Source organism: Muriicola soli, assembly GCF_004139715.1.
Lineage (GTDB): Bacteria > Bacteroidota > Bacteroidia > Flavobacteriales > Flavobacteriaceae > Muriicola > Muriicola soli.
The window spans coordinates 1,987,690-2,009,203 of sequence record NZ_CP035544.1; the positions used below are offsets into that span (position 1 = coordinate 1,987,690).

The following is a 21,514-nucleotide window of genomic DNA, read 5'->3' on the forward strand; positions in this document are numbered from 1 at the left end:
ATTACCTGCTGTAATTAGGAGATTCCTTAGTTATCGTCACATGATGAGGATGACTCTCCGTGATACCACTACTGGTTATTTTCACAAACTTGCCCTTGTCCTGCAAGGCTGCAATGTCTTTTGCTCCACAGTAACCCATCCCGGCTCTTAGCCCGCCTACAAACTGGTGGATGCTCTCGAAGAGATCGCCTTTGTAAGGGACCCTTCCAACAATTCCTTCCGGGACTAATTTTTTAATATCGTCTTCCACGTCCTGAAAGTATCGGTCCTTGCTGCCTTGTTTCATCGCCTCAACTGACCCCATCCCCCTGTACGACTTAAATTTCCGGCCCTCGTAAATGATCGTTTCTCCAGGAGATTCCTTGGTTCCGGCGAGTAGTGATCCCAGCATCACAGTATCTGCTCCAGCGGCCAGGGCCTTGGGAATGTCACCTGTATATCGGATACCTCCGTCAGCAATGACCGGCACGCCGCTCCCCTTTATAGCAGCAGCAACTTCAAGTACTGCAGAAAATTGCGGAAAGCCAACACCGGCAATAATCCTTGTGGTACAAATTGACCCCGGACCTATTCCCACTTTTACCGCATCTGCTCCGGCTTCAACCAGATATTTTGCTGCATCTCCGGTGGCAATGTTTCCTACGATCACATCCAGGCTTGGAAACTTTGCCTTCACTTCTTTTAATACCTTAATCACTCCTTTGGAATGCCCGTGAGCGGTATCGATAACAACTGCATCCACTCCCGATTTAACAAGAGCAGCGGTACGCTCCAGAGCATCTGCTGTGACCCCAATGGCCGCGGCAACCCTAAGTCTGCCGTATTGATCTTTGTTCGCAATGGGTTTTTGGGTGAGTTTAGTGATATCCCTAAAGGTGATTAATCCCACCAGTTTGTTGTCCTTGTTGATCACAGGTAATTTTTCAATCTTATTAGCCTGTAGTATGTCCTCAGCCTGATCTAATGAGGTCCCCTCGGCAACGGTTACCAGGTTTTTATAGGTCATTACCTCTGAAATTGGTCTTTCGTTATTTTTTTCAAAACGAAGGTCCCTGTTGGTAACTATGCCTATAAGCTTCTGATCCTGATCTACAATCGGAATTCCCCCAATGCTGTGTTCCCTCATGTTTGCCTTGGCATCCTTCACCAAAGCATCCTTAGGTAGAGTCACCGGGTCTAGGATCATACCGCTTTCTGCCCGCTTTACTTTTCTGATCTTCACAGCCTGATCGGCAATACTCATATTCTTGTGCAGAACTCCAATACCTCCCTCCCGTGCCATTGCAATTGCCATTTTGGATTCTGTTACAGTATCCATGGCTGCTGAAACTATCGGGATATTGATGGTAATATTCCTGGTGAACTTCGTCTGTATATTGACGTCACGAGGCAGAACTTCAGAAAAGGCGGGAACTAAGAGTACGTCGTCATAAGTGAGACCTTCTCCAAGAATTTTATTGAGGTGGGCTTCCATGCAATTAGGGATTAATTGCGGGCAAATATACGCATTATTTTTTACGGTCTGCATCCTATACTGAGAGGATTATATGTCTCCGGTAAACAAACCGTTTTGACCTAACTGTTTGATAGAGAAAACTTCATGTATTTTTTATTTAGAAATAATCTAAATAGGTTTTTTAATTTCAAATATTGTTTCTAATTTTGCCCACTCAACACGAATTATTTTTAATTAGTCTAATTAAGATGAACCAGAAGATTTTTCTCTTTGTTGCCCTGTTTACAGGATGTTTCCTCCATGCGCAATCTAAGGACTCCCTGCTAAGGGTTAAGGATACCAGCCTTATACAGCTGGATGAAGTAGTACTGTCTGCCAACGTTATTCTCGGCAGTAAATACCAGGCCAAGAACAGAACCGGATCGGCCTATTACATTTCACCACAGGAATTGGAAACTTTCAATTATACAGATATTAATCGCGTATTGCGCTCTGTTCCCGGAGTATCAATATACGAAGAAGACGGTTTCGGGCTTCGTCCCAATATCAGCCTCAGAGGAACTTCCCCTGAAAGGAGTGCTAAAATTACGCTGATGGAGGATGGAATATTGATTGCCCCGGCCCCTTACAGTGCCCCTGCCGCATATTATTTCCCTTCTGTTGCCCGCATGCAGGCCGTAGAGATCCTCAAAGGGAGCAGTCAGGTGCAATATGGCCCCTTTACTACGGGGGGAGCCATTAATATGCTTTCCACAGAAATACCGGACGATTTCAGTGCTTTTTTAGCTGCCTCATACGGAAATTACAACAGCGGCCGTCTACATGCCAAAATTGGGGACTCCAAAGAACGCTTCGGATACATGGTTGAATATCTCAACTTTAATTCTGATGGGTTTAAAGATCTGGACAACGGTGGGAATACAGGTTTCGACAAGAATGATCTGGTGGCTAAATTCAGGGTCAACACTTCAGAATCCGCATCTCTTCAACAAGTACTGGAATTCAAATTCCAGTATTCGGATGAAACCTCCAATGAAACTTATTTAGGCCTATCCGAAGAAGATTTCGAAGCAACTCCCTTCAGGAGATACGCAAGTGGCCAGGAAGACGTGATGGTCAATGACCACAAACAGTTTTTAATTACACATATTCTGGCATTCAGTGATAACTTTCACATCACTACCAATGCTTATTACAATGGATTCAATAGGAATTGGTACAAACTCGATGCCGTTACCTTAAACGGAGACCGAAGAGGTATTTCCGGGATTTTGGCAGATCCTGCCGGAAATTCAGAGTACTTTGATGTAATCACCGGTGCAGTAAACAGTCCGGATGATGCCTTATTGGTAAAGGCAAATAACAGAGCGTATACATCCAAAGGCCTGCAAACCAAACTGGACTACCATTGGTCAGGAGAAAACACCTTCCACGATCTGGAGATCGGACTTCGATATCACTTCGATGAGGAAGACCGTTTTCAATGGGTTGACGGCTATAGTATCAATGAGGGCAATATGCTCCGTACAACAGCAGCTACCCGTGGAACAGATGCCAACAGGATCAGTGATGCAACTGCCTTTGCGTCTTTTGCCCTCTATAAATTCAAATACAAGAATTTAACTCTGACGCCCGGATTGAGATATGAAAATATTACTCTGGGAAGGGCCGACTTTGGTTCTAATGACGTTAACAGAGAAGGTACAGAGCTATCGACCAGGGAAAACCGGACTGACGTATGGATTCCAGGGATGGGCTTTAACTATAATTTTAACAACATATCCGTTTTCGGAGGCATCCACAAAGGATTTTCGCCTCCTACAAGTCGGGAGGATGAGCAAGCTGAAAAAAGCATCAATTTTGAATTAGGATCCCGGTTCACCCTGGGCGGAATCTCTGGTGAGATCGTGGGCTTCTTTAATGATTACAGTAACTTATTGGGTAGTGACCTTGCCGCCACCGGTGGAACCGGAAGTCTGGAACAATTCAATGCCGGGGAAGTCAATGTACAGGGCTTGGAAATTCTTTTGAATTACGATTTTTTACCCGCGGAGAGTTCTTTTAAACTGCCATTGACATTTTCCTATACCTATACGGATACAGAGTTCCAAAGCAATTTCGACAGTGCAGAAGATATCTGGGGGGAAGTCGTCGTAGGAGATGAATTACCCTATATCTCCAAGCACCAATTCAATACCATTCTTTCCCTTGAACACGAAAAGTTTAACGTGAATTTAAGCGGCCGATACAATGGTGAATTCAGAACCCTCGCCGGGCAAGGTGCTATTCCGGAGGGAGAAAAAGTTCCATCCAATTTTATTTTGGATTTGGCAGGTGCATATCACATCAATCCAAACGCAAGTATCACCCTCAACGCGATCAATATTCTAGACGAAGAATACGCGGTTTCCAGAGTACCTGCAGGTCTTAGGCCCGGGCACCCCTTTGGAGCATATTTAGGGGTGAGATTACAGTACTAACTTACGTAACTAATGGTATTCTGAGAATAATTGGGTAGCGCGATTATGGGCCGCTTCAAAGGCGGTCCAGCTCACCCCGGTTAGGGCTTTTACAGCTGTAAAATAAGACATCATTTTTTCTGTGGGCATATTTCCCGTGAGCTCATCCTTCGCCATAGGACATCCGCCAAAACCTTGAATTGCACCATCATATCTGCGGCATCCGGCCTTATACGCTGCATCAATTTTCTCGTGCCAACGGTTGGGTGTCGTATGTAAATGAGCTCCGAATTCAACCGCCGGGTATGCCGGAATTAAATGGGAAAAGAGATAGGTAATGTTTTCAGGTGTGGAAGTTCCAACAGTATCTGATAGCGATAAAATATTCACCCCCATGGTAATAAGTTTCTCGGTCCATTCGGCAACTATATCTACATCCCAGGGATCACCATAGGGATTTCCGAAGCCCATAGATATATAGACCACTACTTCCTTATCGTGATTTGAGGCGATCTCAAGTATCTCTTTCAGAATCTCAGTAGACTGGGCAATGGTTTTATGTGTGTTTCGCATTTGGAAATTCTCCGAAATAGAAAAGGGATAGCCCAGATAATCAATAGTTTCAAAATTTGAAGCATCCTGAGCCCCCCTGACATTAGCTACAATGGACAGTAATTTTGAGGAAGTCCCATCTAGCTTAAGCCCCTCGAGCACCTCAGACGTATCTGCCATCTGAGGAATCGCTTTGGGAGAGACAAAACTGCCAAAGTCGATCGTGTGAAAACCACATCCCAGCAAGGCCTGGATGTATTTGATCTTCTCCCGGGTAGGGATAAAGTCTTTGATCCCCTGCATGGCATCGCGGGGACACTCAATGATCTTCACCTTTTCAATAGCGCTTTCCATTTCGGGATGTATTCTTCAAAATTACCATTATTTATACGATAATAACAGGTAAAGACCAATCCCGGTGAATACTAATATTTGCAGCCATTTTAAGACCCATGGGGCTTTAGGATGTGTTTGAAGGTATCCCGAAATTGAACCTGCCAGCAGTGCTATAAGTGAAAAAACGAGGAATGATATCAACATAAAAAGAAAGCCGAGGACATAGAATTGTATAGTCGTGTTCAGAAATGTGCTGAAGAGAAAACCGGGAAAAAAAGCCAGGAAAAAAATGGTGACTTTTGGATTGAGCACGTTCATAATAAATCCCTGCCTGAACAATTGTCCCAGCGATTTTTTCGGACTTTGATTGAGGTCGATTCTCAATTCTGCGGAAGCTCGCCAAACTCTGAACGCCAGATAGAACAAATAGAGAGCCCCCAACAACTTGATGGTATAAAATAACATGGGATTCAGACTGATAATAGCCGAAATACCAAAAGCCAGCAAGGTAGTATGGACCAGGCATCCCGAGATAAGGCCGGCAGTAGTAGCCAACCCGTATTTTTTTCCATTTACAATACTTTGCGTAAGCACGTAAATATTATCAGGGCCAGGAAAAATGGCCAGAGAAGCTGTTGCCAGAGCAAATGCCCATAATATCTCGTAATTCATCTCCTCTACTAATATTGTAGTTCAAACAAACGTACATTTTTATATATTACAAAAAATTATCCCATGAAATTTCTATTAGGAGTTATTGCTTTTGTCCTCTGTTTAAATACCTTCAACTTCAAAAACTCAGCCATGAGTAAACCAAATCTTCCTTTATCCAATGAATTAGTGAAGGACAGCGTCCTGCGTCATGTGGTTTTGCTAAAATTCAAGGCCCAGAGCAGCGAAAAGGATATAAAGAGAGTTCAAGAGTCATTCGTTGAACTGAAATCCAAAATACCCCAAATTGTATCTCTGGAATGGGGCGTGAATAATAGTCCTGAAGGGCTGGACAAAGGTTACACCCATTGTTTTTTCCTGACGTTCAACAGCACTGAAGACAGGGATTCTTATCTTCCGAACCCTCATCACAAGGCCTTCGGAGAAGTTTTAGGGCCTGTATTAGAGGATGTACTTGTAGTGGACTATTGGACTCACTAAGCCGTATTTAACAATATTGCTTTATTGATTCTTTTTACCAAGGCAGGACCCTCGTAGACAAAGCCCGTCCATAACTGAATTAGGCTTGCTCCGGCATCTAGTTTCTCCAATGCATCTTGGGGAGAATGGATTCCACCAACCCCGATAATAGGGAAAGCACCTTTGCTTTCTTTATGAAGGAAGCTGATGACCTGAGTACTTCTGTTTCTCAACGGTTTTCCGCTGAGACCGCCAGTCTCTTTTAACAGCTCTGCATCAGATTGTAACCCCCGCCTGTCGATGGTGGTATTCGTAGCAATTACCCCATCTGTAGCGGTATCTCTTACTATTTCAATGATATCGAGCAACTGTGCATCGCTCAGATCCGGGGCTATTTTCAATAAAATTGGACGCTTTTTAATATTCTGTGCCCTGGCTAGTTTACTATTTTCTTCTTGAAGTGCCTTCAGTAATGCAGTCAATGGCGCCTTCTCCTGCAGTTCTCGCAATCCCGGCGTGTTGGGAGAGCTCACATTAACCACAAAATAATCAACATAGGGGAATAGCGATCTGAAACAGCTGAGATAATCTTCTGCAGCCTTTTCGTTTGGTGTGATTTTATTTTTCCCGATGTTCCCCCCAATCAAAACATTATGTTCCTTTTTCAGGCGTTCTACGGCAGCTTCAACTCCTTCATTGTTGAAGCCCATTCTATTGATAATCGCCTGGTCTTTTTTTAATCTGAAAAGTCTTTTCTTAGGATTACCTTCCTGAGGCTTAGGCGTAAGGGTGCCAATTTCAACAAAACCAAATCCAAAGTTGGATAGCTCATTGTACAGGACCGCGTTTTTATCAAAGCCTGCCGCAAGGCCTACGGGATTTTTAAATTTCAAACCAAAGACCTCCCTTTCTAAGCGAGGATGATCCATGACGTATAATTGCCTGAATAATCCCGATAATCCCAGTGCACTGAACCATTTTATGGAAACAAAGGAGAAATGATGAACTTTTTCAGGGTCGAATAAAAAAAGTAAGGGTCTGATAAAGTAGCGGTACATAAGGCCTTTTGAATGGCAAAAATACAAACTTCAGGGACCATAAATGCCCCCTTGAGACCTAAAATATTGGATTGTATTATTCCGGACCCTTTACAGGGAAAGGTTGGGGAACAACTTTATAAGGGATTCTATCTGCACTGGCACACAATTCTATGTATCGCTCGTATTGTTTTGGATTGAAGAGTTTCAACATTTTGATATCGTAGGCTCTCGCGTTTAACAGGATCTGATCTTTTAAAACTCTGTATTTGTTGGCCAGTTCTTCTAATTCCTTGGTCGAACTTTGTGGATGGGTATCAAAGAGTATCCGGATATCTTCCTGATAGACCTTGTTGGTCAACGATAATTCGGCCTGCCATTCTTTCAACTTCCCGATTTGATCTTCGTTTAATTGAAAAACCTGGATGATAGTCTCTGTATTACTCCCTCCCAACCCCAGCATACAATCTCTTTCCTGTGCCTGTAGCAAAGCTCCCAGGGCAATAAAAACCAAGCTTGACAATATCTTTCTCATATTATATTCTTCAATTTATATTCTTCAATCCAGCTGTTTAGTTGTTAAACAGGAATATCATAAAATTAGTATCTCTCCCGACCTAAAAATAAAAAGGCCCTCTCTAAAGAAGGCCCTTTCCTTTTTGAAATCCTTTGCTTACTTCAAAGAAAAACTCAGTCGGGCGAACAAAATCTACCTGCTATACCAAACTGTTGTGACCTTCTTGACCAATCAAATCTTCCACCGCTACGGTTTCCGAATGCCGGATCGGCGCGGTCAGGATACACATCTAAAATATTGTTTGCCCCTATGGTCAGGGTCAACTCACTGGACGCTTTATAACCCACTGAAAGATCTGTCACTATTTTAGTGCCAAAGTCCTGTTGATTTGCTACAGTTGTTGTCGCTTCTGTAACCTCGCCAAAAAATACATTTCTCAGAAAAACTACCCACTTGTCAGACAACAGGCTGTTAGTAAGGTTTACCTTGGTCCTTGGAACGGCCTGTTCCAGGTATACCCTACTGTCTTCAGGGAAGTAGGTATCAACGAGGCCCGCATCCCTTAACACTTGCGAAGCATTGATATCCCCTACCTTTTTGGTTTTGGAAAAGGTTCCTGCCAGATCGGTCTTTAGTCTCCACCCGTCGCCAAAAAAGGCATCGTGGGTTACGACTATATCCAAACCTTTGGATTCAGTGTCTATCGCATTGGCGAAAAATGAGGCCGCTGTGGCATTGGCCTGTCTTAAAAGAAGATCGAGTTCGGTTCCTGTGCCCGGACCGGAAAACTGGCCGGTATAGACCACTCTATCATCGATCTTCACAAAATACCCGTCTACGGTAACCGTTAAGTTTGCCGAAGGAATTTTAGACGTCAGGCCCAAACTCACACTTTTGGAGATTTCCTGTTTTAATTCAGGAATACCCAGTAAACTTGCCGCTTTGCTGTCATTTGAAAAGGTTCCCACTTCCTGAGGATTCCCAAGGTTATCGAAAATCGTCGAGGTGGAATTAAAATTCAATTGATGCAGCGATGGAGCCCTGAAACCAGAATTTACGGCTCCCCTGATGTTCAAATTATCAGAAGCTTTGATCCGGGTGGATAATTTAAAATTCATTGTTGAACCAAAGTCGCTGTAATTCTCATAACGTGTAGCAAAACTGGCGAGGAAAGCCTCTGAAAAATCGGCTTCCAGGTCCAGGTAGCCAGCTACACTACTCCGTTCTCTGGCAAGAGCATTAGTGGGAGAAAATCCAGGAAAAACCTGAGACCCACCCGGCCGCGAATTGTCAAAAAAATCGACCGCGGGCTGCTGAGAAGCCAATTTAATTACTTCTCCATTGGCTGTGTACTGCGCATAAGAAGCTTCCTCACCAGGTACGATGGAATAAGTTTCAAGTCGGTATTCCGACCCAAACGCGACATTTAAACCGCTCATAACATCATCGTAAAACTTGGAAACATCCAAATTGGCGGTATTCTGAGAAAATGAAAAGCCCCCCGCGTCAAAAGTAGTTGGGGAAGCATTTTGAAGTGAAGCGTTATACGTATTGCCTATCACATAGAGGAAGGAATTCTTCCCATAAGTATTGCTCAGGTCTACATTCCAATCTCCGATCATCCCTTTAATTCCAACAGAAATCGACTGATCTTTAATGTTTGAATTGATTTCAGGAAGGAAGCCATTGAAATAGGCCGGTGTATAGGTTCTGCTTTGATTCGGCAAACGGTAAAATCCGGCTGAATTCCCAGTCCTTGAACTCAGACCTGCGAAGGAATAGAGCTCAGTTCCGTTGTCGTCTAAGGGAAGAGAAAAGTTGGCGAAAAAGCGACCTCCTCGCAAGGCTGACTGACCTACCCTCATATTAAAATCACTTCGCTCAAGGCCTCTTGCAGCTAATTCGGCAGTGGTATTGTCTGCGGATAGAATGGGCTGCAATTCAGCTTTGGTAGTCGCTCCCTGAGTGTCTATTCCGGCGGCATTTGCATATTGCAACACGTCAGTCACGTCATCGTCAAGCAATAAAGAAAGATCAGCTCCATCGGCCTGTGCAAAACGTTCAACGGTATTGTACAGGTTAAAGACATCGCCTTCCCATTCTTTCATTCTGCTGTATTCCTGACGTACGTCAAAATCCCCGGAGAGCGTTAAATAACCTCCTTTTTCACCCATAGGAATTCCATAACTCCCTGCTATATTGGTAGTCGCTCCATCAACTCCCCCGGTTTGATCGTTTGCGTTTTTGGAGAAATTAGCGCCTGAAGTGACATTGATCAGCAATTCATCAACCGTCTTATTCAGGATGATATTAATTACCCCGGCAATCGCATCAGAGCCGTACTGGGCAGCTGCTCCATCGCGAAGTACTTCAATACGCTGAATGGCTGCGGTTGGAATCGCATTCAGGTCGGTCCCCACACTTCCTCTACCGAATGTGCCATTGACATTGATAAGAGAAGAAGTATGTCTTCTTTTTCCGTTTATCAGAACCAATACCTGATCAGGACCCAATCCCCTGAGCGAAGCCGGATCAATGTGATCAGTTCCGTCTGAAATGGTTTGAGTATTTGATGTAAAAGAGGGCGCTACATAGTTCAGGATTTGGTTTAAATTCACCTGAGGTGCCGCTGAAGCTAGTTCTTTAACATTGATAACGTCTATGGGTACTGTACTCTCAGTAGCCGTCCGGTTCGGATTTCTTGAGCCGGTGATGACCACTTCTGACAACTCCACCCCGGAGACCAGGGTAATGGTCATAATTGTACTGTTGACCTGTACTTCTTTGGGTTGAAACCCGATATAGGAAACAATAAGTCTGTCACCAATAATTGCATCAATACTGAAGTTGCCGTCAAAATCAGTAGTCGTTCCCACCTGGGTCCCCTTTTTTACTACAGAGGCACCTGGTAGCGGTGTTCCGTCTTCGTCCCTTACAGTTCCCGTAATCTGCGAGTGTAGCAGAGATACGGAACCTACTAAAAGGAAAACAAGCAATAGTAAATCTTTTTTCATAAGTTGAGTATTTGAGTGATTAGATTAATAAGGTAGTGATTTAAGCCTCTCCCCTCGTCAAATTATCCAAATTTTTCATTATCAATTAGTTATAACACGAGAAGAAGATCCTTCTTGTCTGTTCAAAATGAAAGGCTACTTTTGCTATAAACTGACTTAAATGGAAGCTATACTTGATCGATTTCTTCGATATGCCCGAATCGATACCCAGAGTGATCCCAATTCGGATTCGACCCCCAGTACTGAAAAACAGTGGGTTCTTGCAAAGATGTTATTCGAAGAATTGAAGAATATAGGCCTCCAGGACGTCACTTTAGACGACCGGGGCTACATCATGGCTACTTTACCTTCCAATATTGAAAAAGAAGTACCCACCATAGGCTTTGTCTCTCATTACGACACTTCTCCTGATTTTACAGCAACCGGTGTAAATCCAAGAATTATCGAAAACTATGACGGAAAAGATATCCTGCTGAATGAAGAGGAAAACATCGTCTTGTCACCCGATTATTTTGAGGATCTGCTTTTATACAAGGGGCAAACCCTGATTGTGACCGATGGAACTACTTTGCTCGGTGCAGACGACAAGGCAGGTGTCACTGAAATTGTCTCAGCCATGGAACACCTGCTGGCCCATCCCGAAATAAAACACGGAAGGATTCGAATTGGTTTTACCCCGGATGAAGAAATAGGGCGTGGAGCGCATCATTTTGACGTAAAATCCTTTGGCGCCTCCTGGGCTTATACTGTAGATGGGAGTCAGATAGGTGAACTTGAATACGAGAATTTTAATGCCGCAATGGCTAAAATTACAGCGAGGGGAAAAAGTGTGCATCCGGGTCTGGCAAAAAACAAAATGATAAATGCCATAGGAATCATTACCGATCTGGCCAGCCGCCTCCCTAAAAATGAAGTCCCTGAGAAAACCTCGGATCGTGAAGGCTTTTTTCATGTATACAAGCTGGAGGGAAGTATAGAATTGGCGACCATGGAGCTGATCATCAGGGATCATGACAAGAGTTTGTTCGAGAAGCGAAAGCAACTCCTGAAAGATCTGGTTGAAGCCATCAACAAAGAAAGGCCGGGAGAAGTCGTTTTGGAAATGAAAGATCAGTATTACAATATGAAAGAGAAAGTAGAGCCTGTTTACCATATTGTTGAGATTGCGGAAGAGGCTATGAAGAGTTTGGGAATACAGCCCATTATAAAACCGATCAGGGGAGGCACGGATGGCTCTCAGCTAAGTTATATGGGTTTGCCTTGCCCAAATATCTTTGCCGGAGGACACAACTTCCATGGTAAATATGAGTACGTCCCCTTAGAAAGTATGGAAAAGGCTGTTGAAGTTATCGTCAAAATTTGCGAACTTACTGCAAAGAAATTCTAACAGCAGGTTTTGAGCGAGGCTAAAATAGAAGCGTATTACGCAAAAGAAGGCACTTTTATGGAAGGGCTGAACCGCTTAAGGAGACTAGCCCTTCAGACCGAACTTCAGGAGGATCTGAAATGGGGGATACCCGTTTACACCTTAAAGGGTAAAAATGTGTTTGGCATCAGTGCCTTTAAAACTCATTTCGGGATTTGGTTCTTCAACGGCTGTTATTTAAAGGACCCTGAAGGAGTACTTGAAAATGCACAAGAAGGCAAAACCAAGGCCATGCGCCATTACAAGTTTAGTTCCCTGGATGAAATCATGCCTGATATTGTGCTCGCTTATATGACCGAAGCCGTAGAAAATCAGAAAAAAGGTTTAATCCACAAGCCAGACAGGAAGAAAAAGACAGAAATCCCTGCAGAGTTGCTTCAAGTTCTGGAAAAAGATCCCGGGCTTCATAAAGCTTTTAAACAAATTACTCCCTACAAGCAACGGGAATACTGCGAGTATATCGCATCAGCAAAACAACTGAAGACAAAACATAGTAGGTTAGCAAAGATCCTCCCAATGATCAGAGAGGGCCTTGGCATCAATGACATGTACCGATAGTTCTTACTTCCACTATCCTAGGAAAGGAATAAAAAAAACCGGTAACGAGTAGTTACCGGCTTTATTTGTAATTGACCCAGTGATCTATTTAACGGGTGTATTTAGTTTACTGCTCATTTCCATGGAAATGGCTGAGCGATCGAACTTCAATCTTCCGGCCATTGTTTCAATGATACAGGATGAATCCTTGTCATTGAGATCAACCACCTTACCGTGAAGGCCACTCTTGGTGACAATTTTGTCTCCTTTTTTTAATGCTGCCGCAAATTTCTTTTCATCTTTCTGTTTTTTCATCTGAGGCCGTATCATAAAGAAATACGCCACAACAAAAATCAGAATCATTGGCAGGAAATTCCCTATCTCGCTCATAATTCTTCTTGAGTTTTAATGCTTATTTTACAGGACCTAAATTAGTCGCAGGCGCTCCGCTACCGGGCTGAACGAAAGCTTTGATTCTAAGTAATTCGGATCCTTTTTCAGTGTTGGCAGAAACGGTGATTGTTTTGGTCACCTGGTTCTGTCCGGTTCCGTTGAACTTTACCAATAATTCCCCTGATTCTCCCGGGGCAATAGGTGTGTTCTTAGGATATTCAGGTACAGTACAACCACAACTACTGGTAGCATTAGTAATGATCAAAGGGGCATTACCTGTGTTGGTAAATGAAAAAATAGTTTCTTGTGGAGTCCCCTGACTGATAGTCCCAAAATCGTGTTCGGATTTATCAAAAGTCATTACCGGCAGATTTTTTGCTGCCTGATCTCTTTCTGCAGCAACCTGAACGTTTGCGGTTTCAATTTTGTTTGAGGCCTTTTCCTTGCAGGATGCAAAACCGATCATACTGACCACCCCAAGGGCTAAAAATATTCTTTTCATACAACTAGATTTAAAGATTTTGCTGCAAAATTAATGAATAATTGCTTACAGAAGTCCCCTCCCGGCTTTTTTTAGTTTTCCATCACTCCTGTATTCCTTCACCAGTTTATCAAGAATCCCGTTGATAAAGATGCTGCTTTTAGGTGTTGAGTACTCTTTGGCAATCTCGAGATATTCATTGATAGACACTCGTTCAGGGATGGAGGGAAAATTCAGGAGTTCACAAATGGCCATCTTCAGGAGAATAGAATCAATATCGGCAATTCGGTCCCTGTCCCAATTAGGCGTTTTCGCTTGTATTTCGTCTTCCAGTACTTTATTCTGAAGCAATGTTTTTGAAAGTAATTTTCCTGCAAACTCCATATCTTCTTCATCTTTCAGCAAACGGGGCAGAAAATATCCCGGTGAATGATCCTGCTGTACACTTTTTAATTGCTTGAGGATAAAGGTGTTGACCAGGGGGATGTCATCTACCCATGTGAGTTTATCGTCTTCGAAGAATTCGTATAGCTTCTCATTTGGGGCGATTACCTCCCTGAACAAATCAATGATCAGATTTTTGTCGTCCCCATAGGAATTCCCTTCTTTTTTCATGTAAGAAGCGTATAATCTACTCGAAACGATTTCCTTGAAAACGATTTTGACATAATCTTCATTGAGGTACCAGCCCTTAATTTTCCGGCGTTTCAATTCTTCGTCAAGGGAGGGATTCTCAACCAACTGTAGTAAGAGACGGTTATGGACGAATTTCTTTTTGTCGGGGAATTCATCCGACGCGGAGGCCATGTATTTTTTTGAATCATGCTCTACATGGTGCAGCGCCATCGTATGGAGCTCTCTCAACAGGCACAACATCAGAAGATAAAGAGTATAGGTATTTTCAATGCTCAGGCGGAGAAATTTCTCCTGTTTATCCAGGGAATCTTCCCTGGATTGAGTGATAGCATAAATACACTGCATTACTTTCACCCGCAACTGCCTTCTTGTTAGCATGTCTAAAGAACTTTAAGTATAACTAATTCGCTCTGCAAAAATAGGCATTACTTCTAAATGATGCTTCATCGCAGAACATATTATCTTATACCTTTTATAACATTTGTATTCTTGTGAATGCCCTATCTTTGACGAGCTCATCAATTGAGTACGGTGAACCTATACTATGAAAGAATTAAAACACCTCAATAAATACTTCAAAAAATACTGGTTCAAATTATTTCTTGGTATTATCATCACTATTACCGCCAGGATTTTCCAATTGGTGATGCCTTCTTACGTAAAAAATTCCATCGAAGTGGTAGAGAAGTATCTCGAGGGTACAATGCCCAAGCCCGAAGCGACTTCCCTTTTGCTTGAGTATATTCTGATCATCGTGGGTGCAGCCCTGCTTTCAGGATTCTTTACGTTTTTGATGAGACAGACTATCATCAATGTCTCGCGCTATATTGAGTACGATTTAAAAAATGAGGTCTTCGATCATTATCAGCTGCTCAACCTCAGTTTTTATAAAAAAAACAGAACCGGTGATTTGATGAACAGGATCAGCGAAGATGTGAGTCAGGTGCGCCTTTATGCCGGTCCTGCCATTATGTATGGGATGCAGACGCTAACACTTTTTGTATGTCTTATTCCTCTGATGTTTATTAAAGCTCCCACCATTTCTTTTTACGCGCTTCTACCACTCCCCATTTTGTCGATTTTGATATACAAAATCAGTAAGATCATACACAAAAGAAGTACAAAGGTTCAGGAGTTCTTATCCACACTTTCTACTTTTGCTCAGGAAACTTTTTCCGGTGTATCAGTCATAAAAGCATATACCCTGGAGCCTCAAATCAATGCTGAAGCAACACAGCTGGCCTTGGAAGGAAAAAACAGAAGTATGGACCTGGCAAAGGTTGACGCCTGGTTCTTTCCGCTGATGATTCTCCTGATTGGGATTAGCAACGTTTTTGTGATCTATATAGGAGGACGGGAATACATAAACGGCAACATTGAATCTATAGGTACCATCGCCGAGTTCATCCTCTATGTGAACATGCTCACCTGGCCTGTGGCCATCGTAGGTTGGTTAACCTCCCTTGTTCAAAGGGCTGAAGCTTCCCAGAAACGAATCAATGAGTTCCTGCAGATAGCACCCGATCTCAAGAATGAAATTGAGGTTGAAACACCAATAAAAGGGGCAATCGAATTTGATCGTGTTAGTTTTACTTACGAGGATACCAATATTACAGCCCTACGAGAACTTTCCTTTGAAGTGGAAGACGGGCAGACTGTTGCCATCCTCGGAAAAACCGGTTCGGGAAAATCAACTATTCTCGACCTGATAGCACGTTTGTATGACGTGAGTTCAGGGGAGATAAGAATAGACGGTACACCTATAAAAAAGCTAAACCTGGAAAGTCTCAGGAGTTCTATTGGTGCCGTTCCCCAGGATGCCTTCTTGTTTTCTGATTCTATTGCGAACAACATCCGTTTTGGAAAAGAATCTGCTTCAGAGGAAGACGTGGAAAACGTTGCTAAAATGGCGGTAGTACACGAAAATATAATGGGCTTTTCCAGAAAGTACGATACCGTTCTGGGAGAGCGGGGCATTACCCTGAGCGGTGGGCAAAAGCAAAGGGTTTCTATCGCCAGGGCTCTTTTAAAAGATCCCGAAATCTACCTTTTTGACGATTGCCTGTCTGCTGTAGATACAGAAACGGAAGAGGCAATTCTAACCAATCTCAAGAAAGCTTCGAGGAACCGAACCACGCTTATTGTTAGTCACAGAGTATCTTCGGCCAAGAATGCAGATAAGATCATAGTACTTGACGAAGGGCGCATTCTGCAGCAGGGTTCTCATGATCAACTCGTAGAACAGGAAGGCTATTACAAGGAACTTTACGCCCATCAGCTCTCTGAGAAAGAAAACTAGAAAAATGTTGCTGAATTAGCTTTTTTTTTACATTTTTGATGACTTTATAAGAAAAATCTAACAAGAACGGTAAAAATGCGCGACAAAGATTTGATCGAACAGGAAGAAATATTTTCTAAAGTATTAAGAGCCGGAAGAAGAACTTATTTTTTCGATGTTAGAAGTACCAAAGCCGGAGATTATTACCTGACTATTACTGAGAGTAAAAAGTTTACCCATGACGATGGCTCTTTCCACTATAAAAAACACAAAATCTATCTTTACAAAGAAGACTTCCAGGCCTTCCGTGAAAACATGGAGGAAATGATGGATTACATCATTGCCGAAAAAGGCCATGAGGTGATCTCGGAAAGACATCAGAAGGACTTTAAAAAAGAAGATAGTGAAGCCCCGTCGGAAAAGAAACCACTCGACAATTTTACCGATGTAGATTTCGATGACATATAAGTTGTTTTTTAACTAACTAATTCAAGTACAGGCCTTCTATTAGAAGGTCTTTTTTTATGGTTTGAATGGATTTTTATGACACTTTGCTGTTTGCGCTTAGCTCTAGTATTGATTACCTTTAGCGATCACTAATCAAAACCTGAAATGAAAAGAATTACTCTCCTTCTCTGTCTACTATTTACTTCACTTACGTTCGCTCAGGAAGAGCTTACCTTGGATTACTACCTGCCACAGGAAGTCTCTTATGACGCCGCTATTCCAAAACCGGCCGATGTTATTGGCCATGAGGTTGGGGAATGGCACGTGACGCATGACAAGCTTATGTTTTACATGCAAACACTGGCTGAGGCAAGTGATCGGATTACCATAGAGAACAGGGGCACTACTTTTGAAGGAAGACCTATTCTTTTGTTGACCGTAACCTCTCCGGAAAACCACAATAATCTGGAATCCATCAGACAACAACACCTTGCGCTTAGTGAAAGTGGCGGCGCTTCAACGAGTGTGGACAATATGCCGATTGTTGTCTATCAAGGATTTTCCGTGCACGGAAATGAACCCAGTGGTGCCAATGCCGGCTTAGCTTACGCCTACTATCTGGCAGCAGCCCAGGGCCCGCAGATTGATGCAATGCTGGACAACACCATAATTTTGATGGATCCTTCCTATAATCCGGACGGCCTGCAAAGGTTCGCCTATTGGGCCAATACCAACAGGAGTATGAACCTCAACCCCGATGGCAATGAACGCGAGTATCACGAAGTGTGGCCCGGGGGAAGAACCAATCACTACTGGTTTGATATCAACAGAGACTGGCTCCCGGTTCAGCTACCCGAAAGCAGGGCCCGTATAAGGACGTTTCATCGCTGGCTGCCCAACATTCTCACTGACCACCATGAAATGGGAACCAATTCTACATTCTTCTTTCAACCGGGAGAGCCGAGTCGGGTACATCCTCTGACTCCAAAGATGAATCAGGAATTAACTGCTGAGATTGGTACCTATCACGCCAAAGCACTTGATAAAATTGGTTCGCTTTACTATTCTGAAGAAAACTACGATGATTACTACTACGGCAAGGGTTCTACCTTCCCTGACGTTGTGGGAAGTATTGGTATTTTATTTGAGCAGGCAAGTTCAAGGGGACACATTCAGGAAAGCGAAAATGGCTTGTTAACCTTTCCCTTTACGATCAGAAATCAGTTTACCACGGCCTTATCCACCGTTGAGGCCGCACAAAATATGCGCACCAAACTATTGAATTATCAGCGCGGTTTTTACGAAGACCTGAGAGCTGAGGCCGGTAGGAGCAAAACCAAGGGTTTTATTTTCGGAGATGCAAAAGATGCAGCCAAAACATGGCATCTGGCAGAAATTCTTGAGAGACAAAATATCAAATTCCATGAGGTGAGCAGAGATGTCACACTCGGTGGAAAGCAATACAAAAAAGGAAGTAGTTATGTAGTGCCCTTGGAGCAAAAGAATCACAGGCTGATCAAGGCCATGTTTGAAAAAAGGACCACCTTTACTGACAGTCTATTTTACGATATCTCAGCATGGACCTTTCCTCTGGCATTTAATCTCGATTATGCCGAGCTTACATCGCTTTCGAATGCGGGGCCGGAGATACCTCAACTCAATACCCTCGAAGGATCAGTAAGCAATGAGAGTTCTTATGCCTACCTCTTTGAATGGCATGAGTATTACACCCCCAAGGCGCTCAATATGATCCTCGAGAAAGGATTGCGGGCCAAAATCGCTCAATACCCATTTAGTATGGGAGGAGAAAATTACGATTACGGTACGGTCATGATCCCAGTACAAAATCAGAAACTCAACAAAGGAGCGCTCTACACATTCCTAAAAAAGGTAGCAGCGGAAAGTTACCTGGATATCACTGCGGTAAACACCGGTGTAACCAGAGGTATTGATTTGGGAAGCGGGGATTTTGAACCGGTTGAAAAACAAAAAATAGCTCTGATCGTAGGTGAAGGAATCAGATCCTACGACGCAGGAGAGATCTGGCACTTATTTGATACCCGGTACGACATAAAACTGACAAAAATCGATACTGAATACCTGAGCGGAGCTGATCTGAGCTCATATACCGATATTATAATCCCCGGGAGCTGGGGCAGTGGCGGACTCAACAAATCAGTTGCTGAAAAACTCAAGGAATGGGTTAAAGACGGAGGTACACTGATAGGCTTCAGAACTACGGCCAATTGGTTTCAACAACAGGAATTCCTTGATCTAAAATTTAGGAAGGATTCCACCCTGGTGGCCAAAAACGTTTCATTTGGAGAAAGACAGGATTTCAGGGGAGCACAAGTTACAGGAGGTGCTATTTTTAATACCAGAATAGACAGGTCACACCCTGTCAACTTTGGCTATAAGAACAATACGCTTCCCATGTTTAGGAATAGTAACATTTATCTTGAACCTGAGAAGGACAGCTATAACAATCCCATCCAGTATACCTCCTCACCTCTGATGAGTGGTTATATTTCCGAGGAGAATGCTGCCTTAATCGCCAACAGCGTGCCATTTAAAACAAGCAGTATGGGCCGCGGAAGGGTAATTCTGTTTACGGACAATACAAATTTCAGGGCTTTTTGGTACGGTACCAATAAACTCCTGATGAACGCTATTTTCTTTGGGGATATGATGTAAGGTCTATTAAAAACATACGCAAAATACCTTTAAAGCTTTGCTTTGCTGATTTTCACAAAGAATAAATTAAAGGCAAAATGAAGGAAAACCACAAGTGTGGCCTCTATCGCACCGAGTAAGGCGCTAAGGAATAACCACGATGCAAGGTAGAATAGCGGTTGCACAACACTGACATAGCAAAATCTGAAAGTGCTGATAAATTCCACTTCCTGGATTTTTGGCTTTAAAACCCACCTCCAGAAGAAGATAATAGGGGCATTAATTGTCAGGAATATAGCAGCAAGTATCCGCTGGACTGTAGACCGCTTTGGACGACTTTGTTTTAAAGGAGCAACTCTATATTGCTTTATTAGCAAATTTGTGTTTACAGGGTTTTGGAAATCTACGCCTCTGGAATCGAGAAAATTGTGGATTTCCTCGTATTTAGACAGATCTTCAATATGAGTAGTATTTCTTTTTAAGCCATTTGAGACTAATTCTTTTAACCCGGATACCGAAGCGGCTATTTCACTCGGCCTATAGTTGTCCCTGGAGGATAAAGGCTGATCAAAATAAAAGGCTACCCTATCGGGAAATCCATCGGCCTTCTCGTAATTTATCCCTACCGGAACAAGCAATACATCAAGATTAGGGTCTTTTTCCAGGGCTGTAAATATTATTCTGGTAAATCCTTTGCTTAGCGGGCGCACTCTTCGCATAATATTGTGATTGGCTTCGGGGAAAATAAAGATGGTTTTCCCTGCCTGAAGCAGTTGAGTACACTCGTCAAATATTACCGCATTCTTAGCCAAAGTATCCCTGCCGTCCCTAATACGGTAGACCGGAAGCATCCTTAAAAATTTAAAGATCCGTTTAACAAAAGGATTGACAAATATATCGGCCCGGGTAAGGAAATAAGATCGAAAAGGAGTAAATGCGGCAATGACCAGAGGGTCGAGCAAGGCATTCTGATGATTGGCGAGAAACATTACCGCCTTGTTAGCAGGCACTTTCTCTATCCCGTGAAGCCTGATTTCTCTGAAATAGCAAAACAAGGCAAAACAGGCTATTTTCTGTGTGAGCGTATACATAAAAGTCCTCATCCTCCTACCCCCTCTCTCAATGGTTTGTAGGCCCAAATGGAGCCGAGGGTTAAACCGGAAATGAGATGCCAGATTCCCCAGAAAGCCGTCAAAATTGCCATCCCTCCCAATCCTTCAAAAAAGGTGAATATCAATACCAGGCCCAGTCCCGAATTCTGAATTCCCGTTTCTATGGTTATACTCCTGATATCAACCCGAGGGAGTTTTGCCGCACTGGCCAGAGAATAACCGGTGAGAAATGCGATCGCATTGTGCAGAATTACGATCCAGAAAACATAAGTGAGATAGTCTTCTATGAGCAAACGGTTTGTATAGACCACAAAGAGGATCAGACAGACAAAGAACCCCAGAGAAATAATTTTTAGATATTTTGAGAGTTTAACCGCAAGAACAGGAAATTTTTCATTGATCCAGATCCCAAAAATCAAAGGAACTCCAAGAATAAGGGAAACTATCTCTATCATTTCCATGGGCGCAATGGACACTTCCTTTAAAATGGCCTGAGTTGGCGGATATACAGAACCCCAAAAACTGAGGTTCAGGGGAGTGAGAATAATTGCCAATAAGGTGGCTATTGCAGTTAAAGTAACTGAAAGGGCTCTGTTCCCACCTGCATAAGATGTGATAAAATTAGAAATATTACCTCCCGGACAGGCTGCTACTAAGATCATTCCAAGAGCAATACTGGGAATGGGTTGTACAATCAGGACCAATAAAAAAGTAAGGCAGGGCAATACAAAAAACTGACTGAGTACTCCTACCAATACCGGGCGTGGATTTCTGAACAGGGCCTTGAAGTCGGATACTTTGATGTGTAATGCCACTCCAAACATGATCAGGGCCAGGACACTATTGAGAATCCAAAGCGTTTCTGTTGAGAAATCGATACGTGCCGAGTCGAGCGTTGAATTAATCACCTATTTTATTTAGCAAAGAACCAGAGTGGCAATAATCCAAAGATAACCAGATTCAATTAACAGCAGGTCATCGTCGGCTACGCCGGATATCAAAATCAAATGATATATTCATATTTAAAAA

Annotated in this window: 17 protein-coding genes and 1 pseudogene; 7 read left to right on the forward strand and 11 right to left on the reverse strand. The window is 43.0% G+C overall.

Annotated elements, in window-relative coordinates; translation table 11 throughout:
• Window position 1: 1 nt before the first annotated feature.
• A complete protein-coding gene (guaB, locus tag EQY75_RS09055) occupies window positions 2–1,474 on the reverse strand; it encodes an IMP dehydrogenase (protein ID WP_129605169.1) in 1,473 nt (490 codons plus the stop codon).
• Between the two features lie 230 nt (window positions 1,475–1,704).
• On the opposite strand from guaB, the gene EQY75_RS09060 reads away from it, so the two are divergent.
• A complete protein-coding gene (locus tag EQY75_RS09060) occupies window positions 1,705–3,936 on the forward strand; it encodes a TonB-dependent receptor family protein (RefSeq protein WP_129605172.1) in 2,232 nt (743 codons plus the stop codon).
• Window positions 3,937–3,945: 9 nt separating this feature from the next.
• Here EQY75_RS09060 and EQY75_RS09065 read toward each other — a convergent pair whose 3' ends face one another.
• Both EQY75_RS09065 and EQY75_RS09070 read right to left on the reverse strand, forming a co-directional pair.
• Complete coding sequence (locus EQY75_RS09065; protein ID WP_129605175.1) at window positions 3,946–4,821, reverse strand: hydroxymethylglutaryl-CoA lyase; 876 nt, start codon at window positions 4,819–4,821, stop codon at window positions 3,946–3,948.
• A 27-nt stretch (window positions 4,822–4,848) separates the two neighbouring features.
• On the reverse strand, window positions 4,849–5,475 hold the full coding sequence (locus tag EQY75_RS09070) for a LysE family translocator (protein WP_129605178.1): 627 nt from the start codon (window positions 5,473–5,475) through the stop codon (window positions 4,849–4,851).
• Between the two features lie 63 nt (window positions 5,476–5,538).
• On the opposite strand from EQY75_RS09070, the gene EQY75_RS09075 reads away from it, so the two are divergent.
• Window positions 5,539–5,955, forward strand: coding sequence for a Dabb family protein (locus EQY75_RS09075; protein WP_129605181.1), 417 nt, complete (start codon window positions 5,539–5,541; stop codon window positions 5,953–5,955).
• On the opposite strand, the gene EQY75_RS09080 is transcribed toward EQY75_RS09075, so the two are convergent.
• From EQY75_RS09080 to EQY75_RS09090, 3 genes and pseudogenes are all read right to left on the reverse strand, one after another.
• Window positions 5,952–6,992 carry a quinone-dependent dihydroorotate dehydrogenase gene (locus EQY75_RS09080; RefSeq protein WP_129605184.1) on the reverse strand — a complete coding sequence of 347 codons (1,041 nt, stop codon included), beginning with the start codon at window positions 6,990–6,992 and terminating at the stop codon, window positions 5,952–5,954. The genes EQY75_RS09075 and EQY75_RS09080 overlap by 4 nt on opposite strands.
• Before the next feature lie 76 nt (window positions 6,993–7,068).
• A complete protein-coding gene (locus EQY75_RS09085; RefSeq protein ID WP_129605187.1) occupies window positions 7,069–7,506 on the reverse strand; it encodes a DUF2226 domain-containing protein in 438 nt (145 codons plus the stop codon).
• A 138-nt stretch (window positions 7,507–7,644) separates the two neighbouring features.
• Window positions 7,645–10,502 (reverse strand): annotated as a pseudogene (locus tag EQY75_RS09090) (TonB-dependent receptor).
• Window positions 10,503–10,662: 160 nt separating this feature from the next.
• Between EQY75_RS09090 and pepT the strand changes: the two are divergent.
• Both pepT and EQY75_RS09100 read left to right on the forward strand, forming a co-directional pair.
• On the forward strand, window positions 10,663–11,889 hold the full coding sequence (gene pepT / locus EQY75_RS09095; protein WP_129605190.1) for a peptidase T: 1,227 nt from the start codon (window positions 10,663–10,665) through the stop codon (window positions 11,887–11,889).
• Window positions 11,890–11,898: 9 nt separating this feature from the next.
• Window positions 11,899–12,486, forward strand: a complete 588-nt coding sequence (locus EQY75_RS09100) for a YdeI/OmpD-associated family protein (RefSeq protein ID WP_246019851.1) — start codon at window positions 11,899–11,901, stop codon at window positions 12,484–12,486.
• Between the two features lie 84 nt (window positions 12,487–12,570).
• Here the strand turns inward: EQY75_RS09100 and yajC are convergent, their stop codons facing one another.
• From yajC to nusB, 3 genes are read right to left on the reverse strand one after another with little or no spacing between them, the layout of a single operon-like run.
• Window positions 12,571–12,855, reverse strand: coding sequence for a preprotein translocase subunit YajC (gene yajC, locus EQY75_RS09105; RefSeq protein WP_129605193.1), 285 nt, complete (start codon window positions 12,853–12,855; stop codon window positions 12,571–12,573).
• A 22-nt stretch (window positions 12,856–12,877) separates the two neighbouring features.
• The gene (locus EQY75_RS09110) at window positions 12,878–13,360 is read right to left on the reverse strand and encodes a DUF1573 domain-containing protein (protein ID WP_129605195.1); all 483 of its coding nucleotides are present in this window, start codon (window positions 13,358–13,360) and stop codon (window positions 12,878–12,880) included.
• 45 nt (window positions 13,361–13,405) lie between these two features.
• The gene (gene nusB / locus EQY75_RS09115; protein WP_129605198.1) at window positions 13,406–14,353 is read right to left on the reverse strand and encodes a transcription antitermination factor NusB; all 948 of its coding nucleotides are present in this window, start codon (window positions 14,351–14,353) and stop codon (window positions 13,406–13,408) included.
• 166 nt (window positions 14,354–14,519) lie between these two features.
• Between nusB and EQY75_RS09120 the strand changes: the two genes are divergently transcribed.
• From EQY75_RS09120 to EQY75_RS09130, 3 genes are all read left to right on the forward strand, one after another.
• Window positions 14,520–16,274, forward strand: coding sequence for an ABC transporter ATP-binding protein (locus tag EQY75_RS09120; protein WP_129605201.1), 1,755 nt, complete (start codon window positions 14,520–14,522; stop codon window positions 16,272–16,274).
• A 75-nt stretch (window positions 16,275–16,349) separates the two neighbouring features.
• Window positions 16,350–16,721 (forward strand): PUR family DNA/RNA-binding protein, encoded by a 372-nt coding sequence (locus EQY75_RS09125; protein WP_129605204.1) that lies wholly within the window; start codon window positions 16,350–16,352, stop codon window positions 16,719–16,721.
• Between the two features lie 144 nt (window positions 16,722–16,865).
• Window positions 16,866–19,394 carry a M14 family metallopeptidase gene (locus EQY75_RS09130; RefSeq protein WP_129605207.1) on the forward strand — a complete coding sequence of 843 codons (2,529 nt, stop codon included), beginning with the start codon at window positions 16,866–16,868 and terminating at the stop codon, window positions 19,392–19,394.
• A gap of 29 nt (window positions 19,395–19,423) precedes the next feature.
• Here the strand turns inward: EQY75_RS09130 and EQY75_RS09135 are convergent, their stop codons facing one another.
• Both EQY75_RS09135 and EQY75_RS09140 read right to left on the reverse strand, forming a co-directional pair.
• On the reverse strand, window positions 19,424–20,464 hold the full coding sequence (locus tag EQY75_RS09135; protein ID WP_165200608.1) for a lysophospholipid acyltransferase family protein: 1,041 nt from the start codon (window positions 20,462–20,464) through the stop codon (window positions 19,424–19,426).
• Between the two features lie 8 nt (window positions 20,465–20,472).
• Window positions 20,473–21,393, reverse strand: coding sequence for a bile acid:sodium symporter family protein (locus tag EQY75_RS09140; protein WP_246019853.1), 921 nt, complete (start codon window positions 21,391–21,393; stop codon window positions 20,473–20,475).
• Between the last annotated feature and the right edge of the window lie 121 nt (window positions 21,394–21,514).

Bases quoted from the DNA above. Each gene is read 5' to 3' on its own strand.
- guaB (WP_129605169.1), bottom strand. From the start codon at position 1,474: ATGGAAGCCCACCTCAATAAAATTCTTGGAGAAGGTCTCACTTATGAC.
- EQY75_RS09060 (WP_129605172.1), top strand. From the start codon at position 1,705: ATGAACCAGAAGATTTTTCTCTTTGTTGCCCTGTTTACAGGATGTTTC.
- EQY75_RS09065 (WP_129605175.1), bottom strand. From the start codon at position 4,821: ATGGAAAGCGCTATTGAAAAGGTGAAGATCATTGAGTGTCCCCGCGAT.
- EQY75_RS09070 (WP_129605178.1), bottom strand. From the start codon at position 5,475: ATGAATTACGAGATATTATGGGCATTTGCTCTGGCAACAGCTTCTCTG.
- EQY75_RS09075 (WP_129605181.1), top strand. From the start codon at position 5,539: ATGAAATTTCTATTAGGAGTTATTGCTTTTGTCCTCTGTTTAAATACC.
- EQY75_RS09080 (WP_129605184.1), bottom strand. From the start codon at position 6,992: ATGTACCGCTACTTTATCAGACCCTTACTTTTTTTATTCGACCCTGAA.
- EQY75_RS09085 (WP_129605187.1), bottom strand. From the start codon at position 7,506: ATGAGAAAGATATTGTCAAGCTTGGTTTTTATTGCCCTGGGAGCTTTG.
- pepT (WP_129605190.1), top strand. From the start codon at position 10,663: ATGGAAGCTATACTTGATCGATTTCTTCGATATGCCCGAATCGATACC.
- yajC (WP_129605193.1), bottom strand. From the start codon at position 12,855: ATGAGCGAGATAGGGAATTTCCTGCCAATGATTCTGATTTTTGTTGTG.
- EQY75_RS09110 (WP_129605195.1), bottom strand. From the start codon at position 13,360: ATGAAAAGAATATTTTTAGCCCTTGGGGTGGTCAGTATGATCGGTTTT.
- nusB (WP_129605198.1), bottom strand. From the start codon at position 14,353: ATGCTAACAAGAAGGCAGTTGCGGGTGAAAGTAATGCAGTGTATTTAT.
- EQY75_RS09120 (WP_129605201.1), top strand. From the start codon at position 14,520: ATGAAAGAATTAAAACACCTCAATAAATACTTCAAAAAATACTGGTTC.
- EQY75_RS09125 (WP_129605204.1), top strand. From the start codon at position 16,350: ATGCGCGACAAAGATTTGATCGAACAGGAAGAAATATTTTCTAAAGTA.
- EQY75_RS09130 (WP_129605207.1), top strand. From the start codon at position 16,866: ATGAAAAGAATTACTCTCCTTCTCTGTCTACTATTTACTTCACTTACG.
- EQY75_RS09135 (WP_165200608.1), bottom strand. From the start codon at position 20,464: ATGTATACGCTCACACAGAAAATAGCCTGTTTTGCCTTGTTTTGCTAT.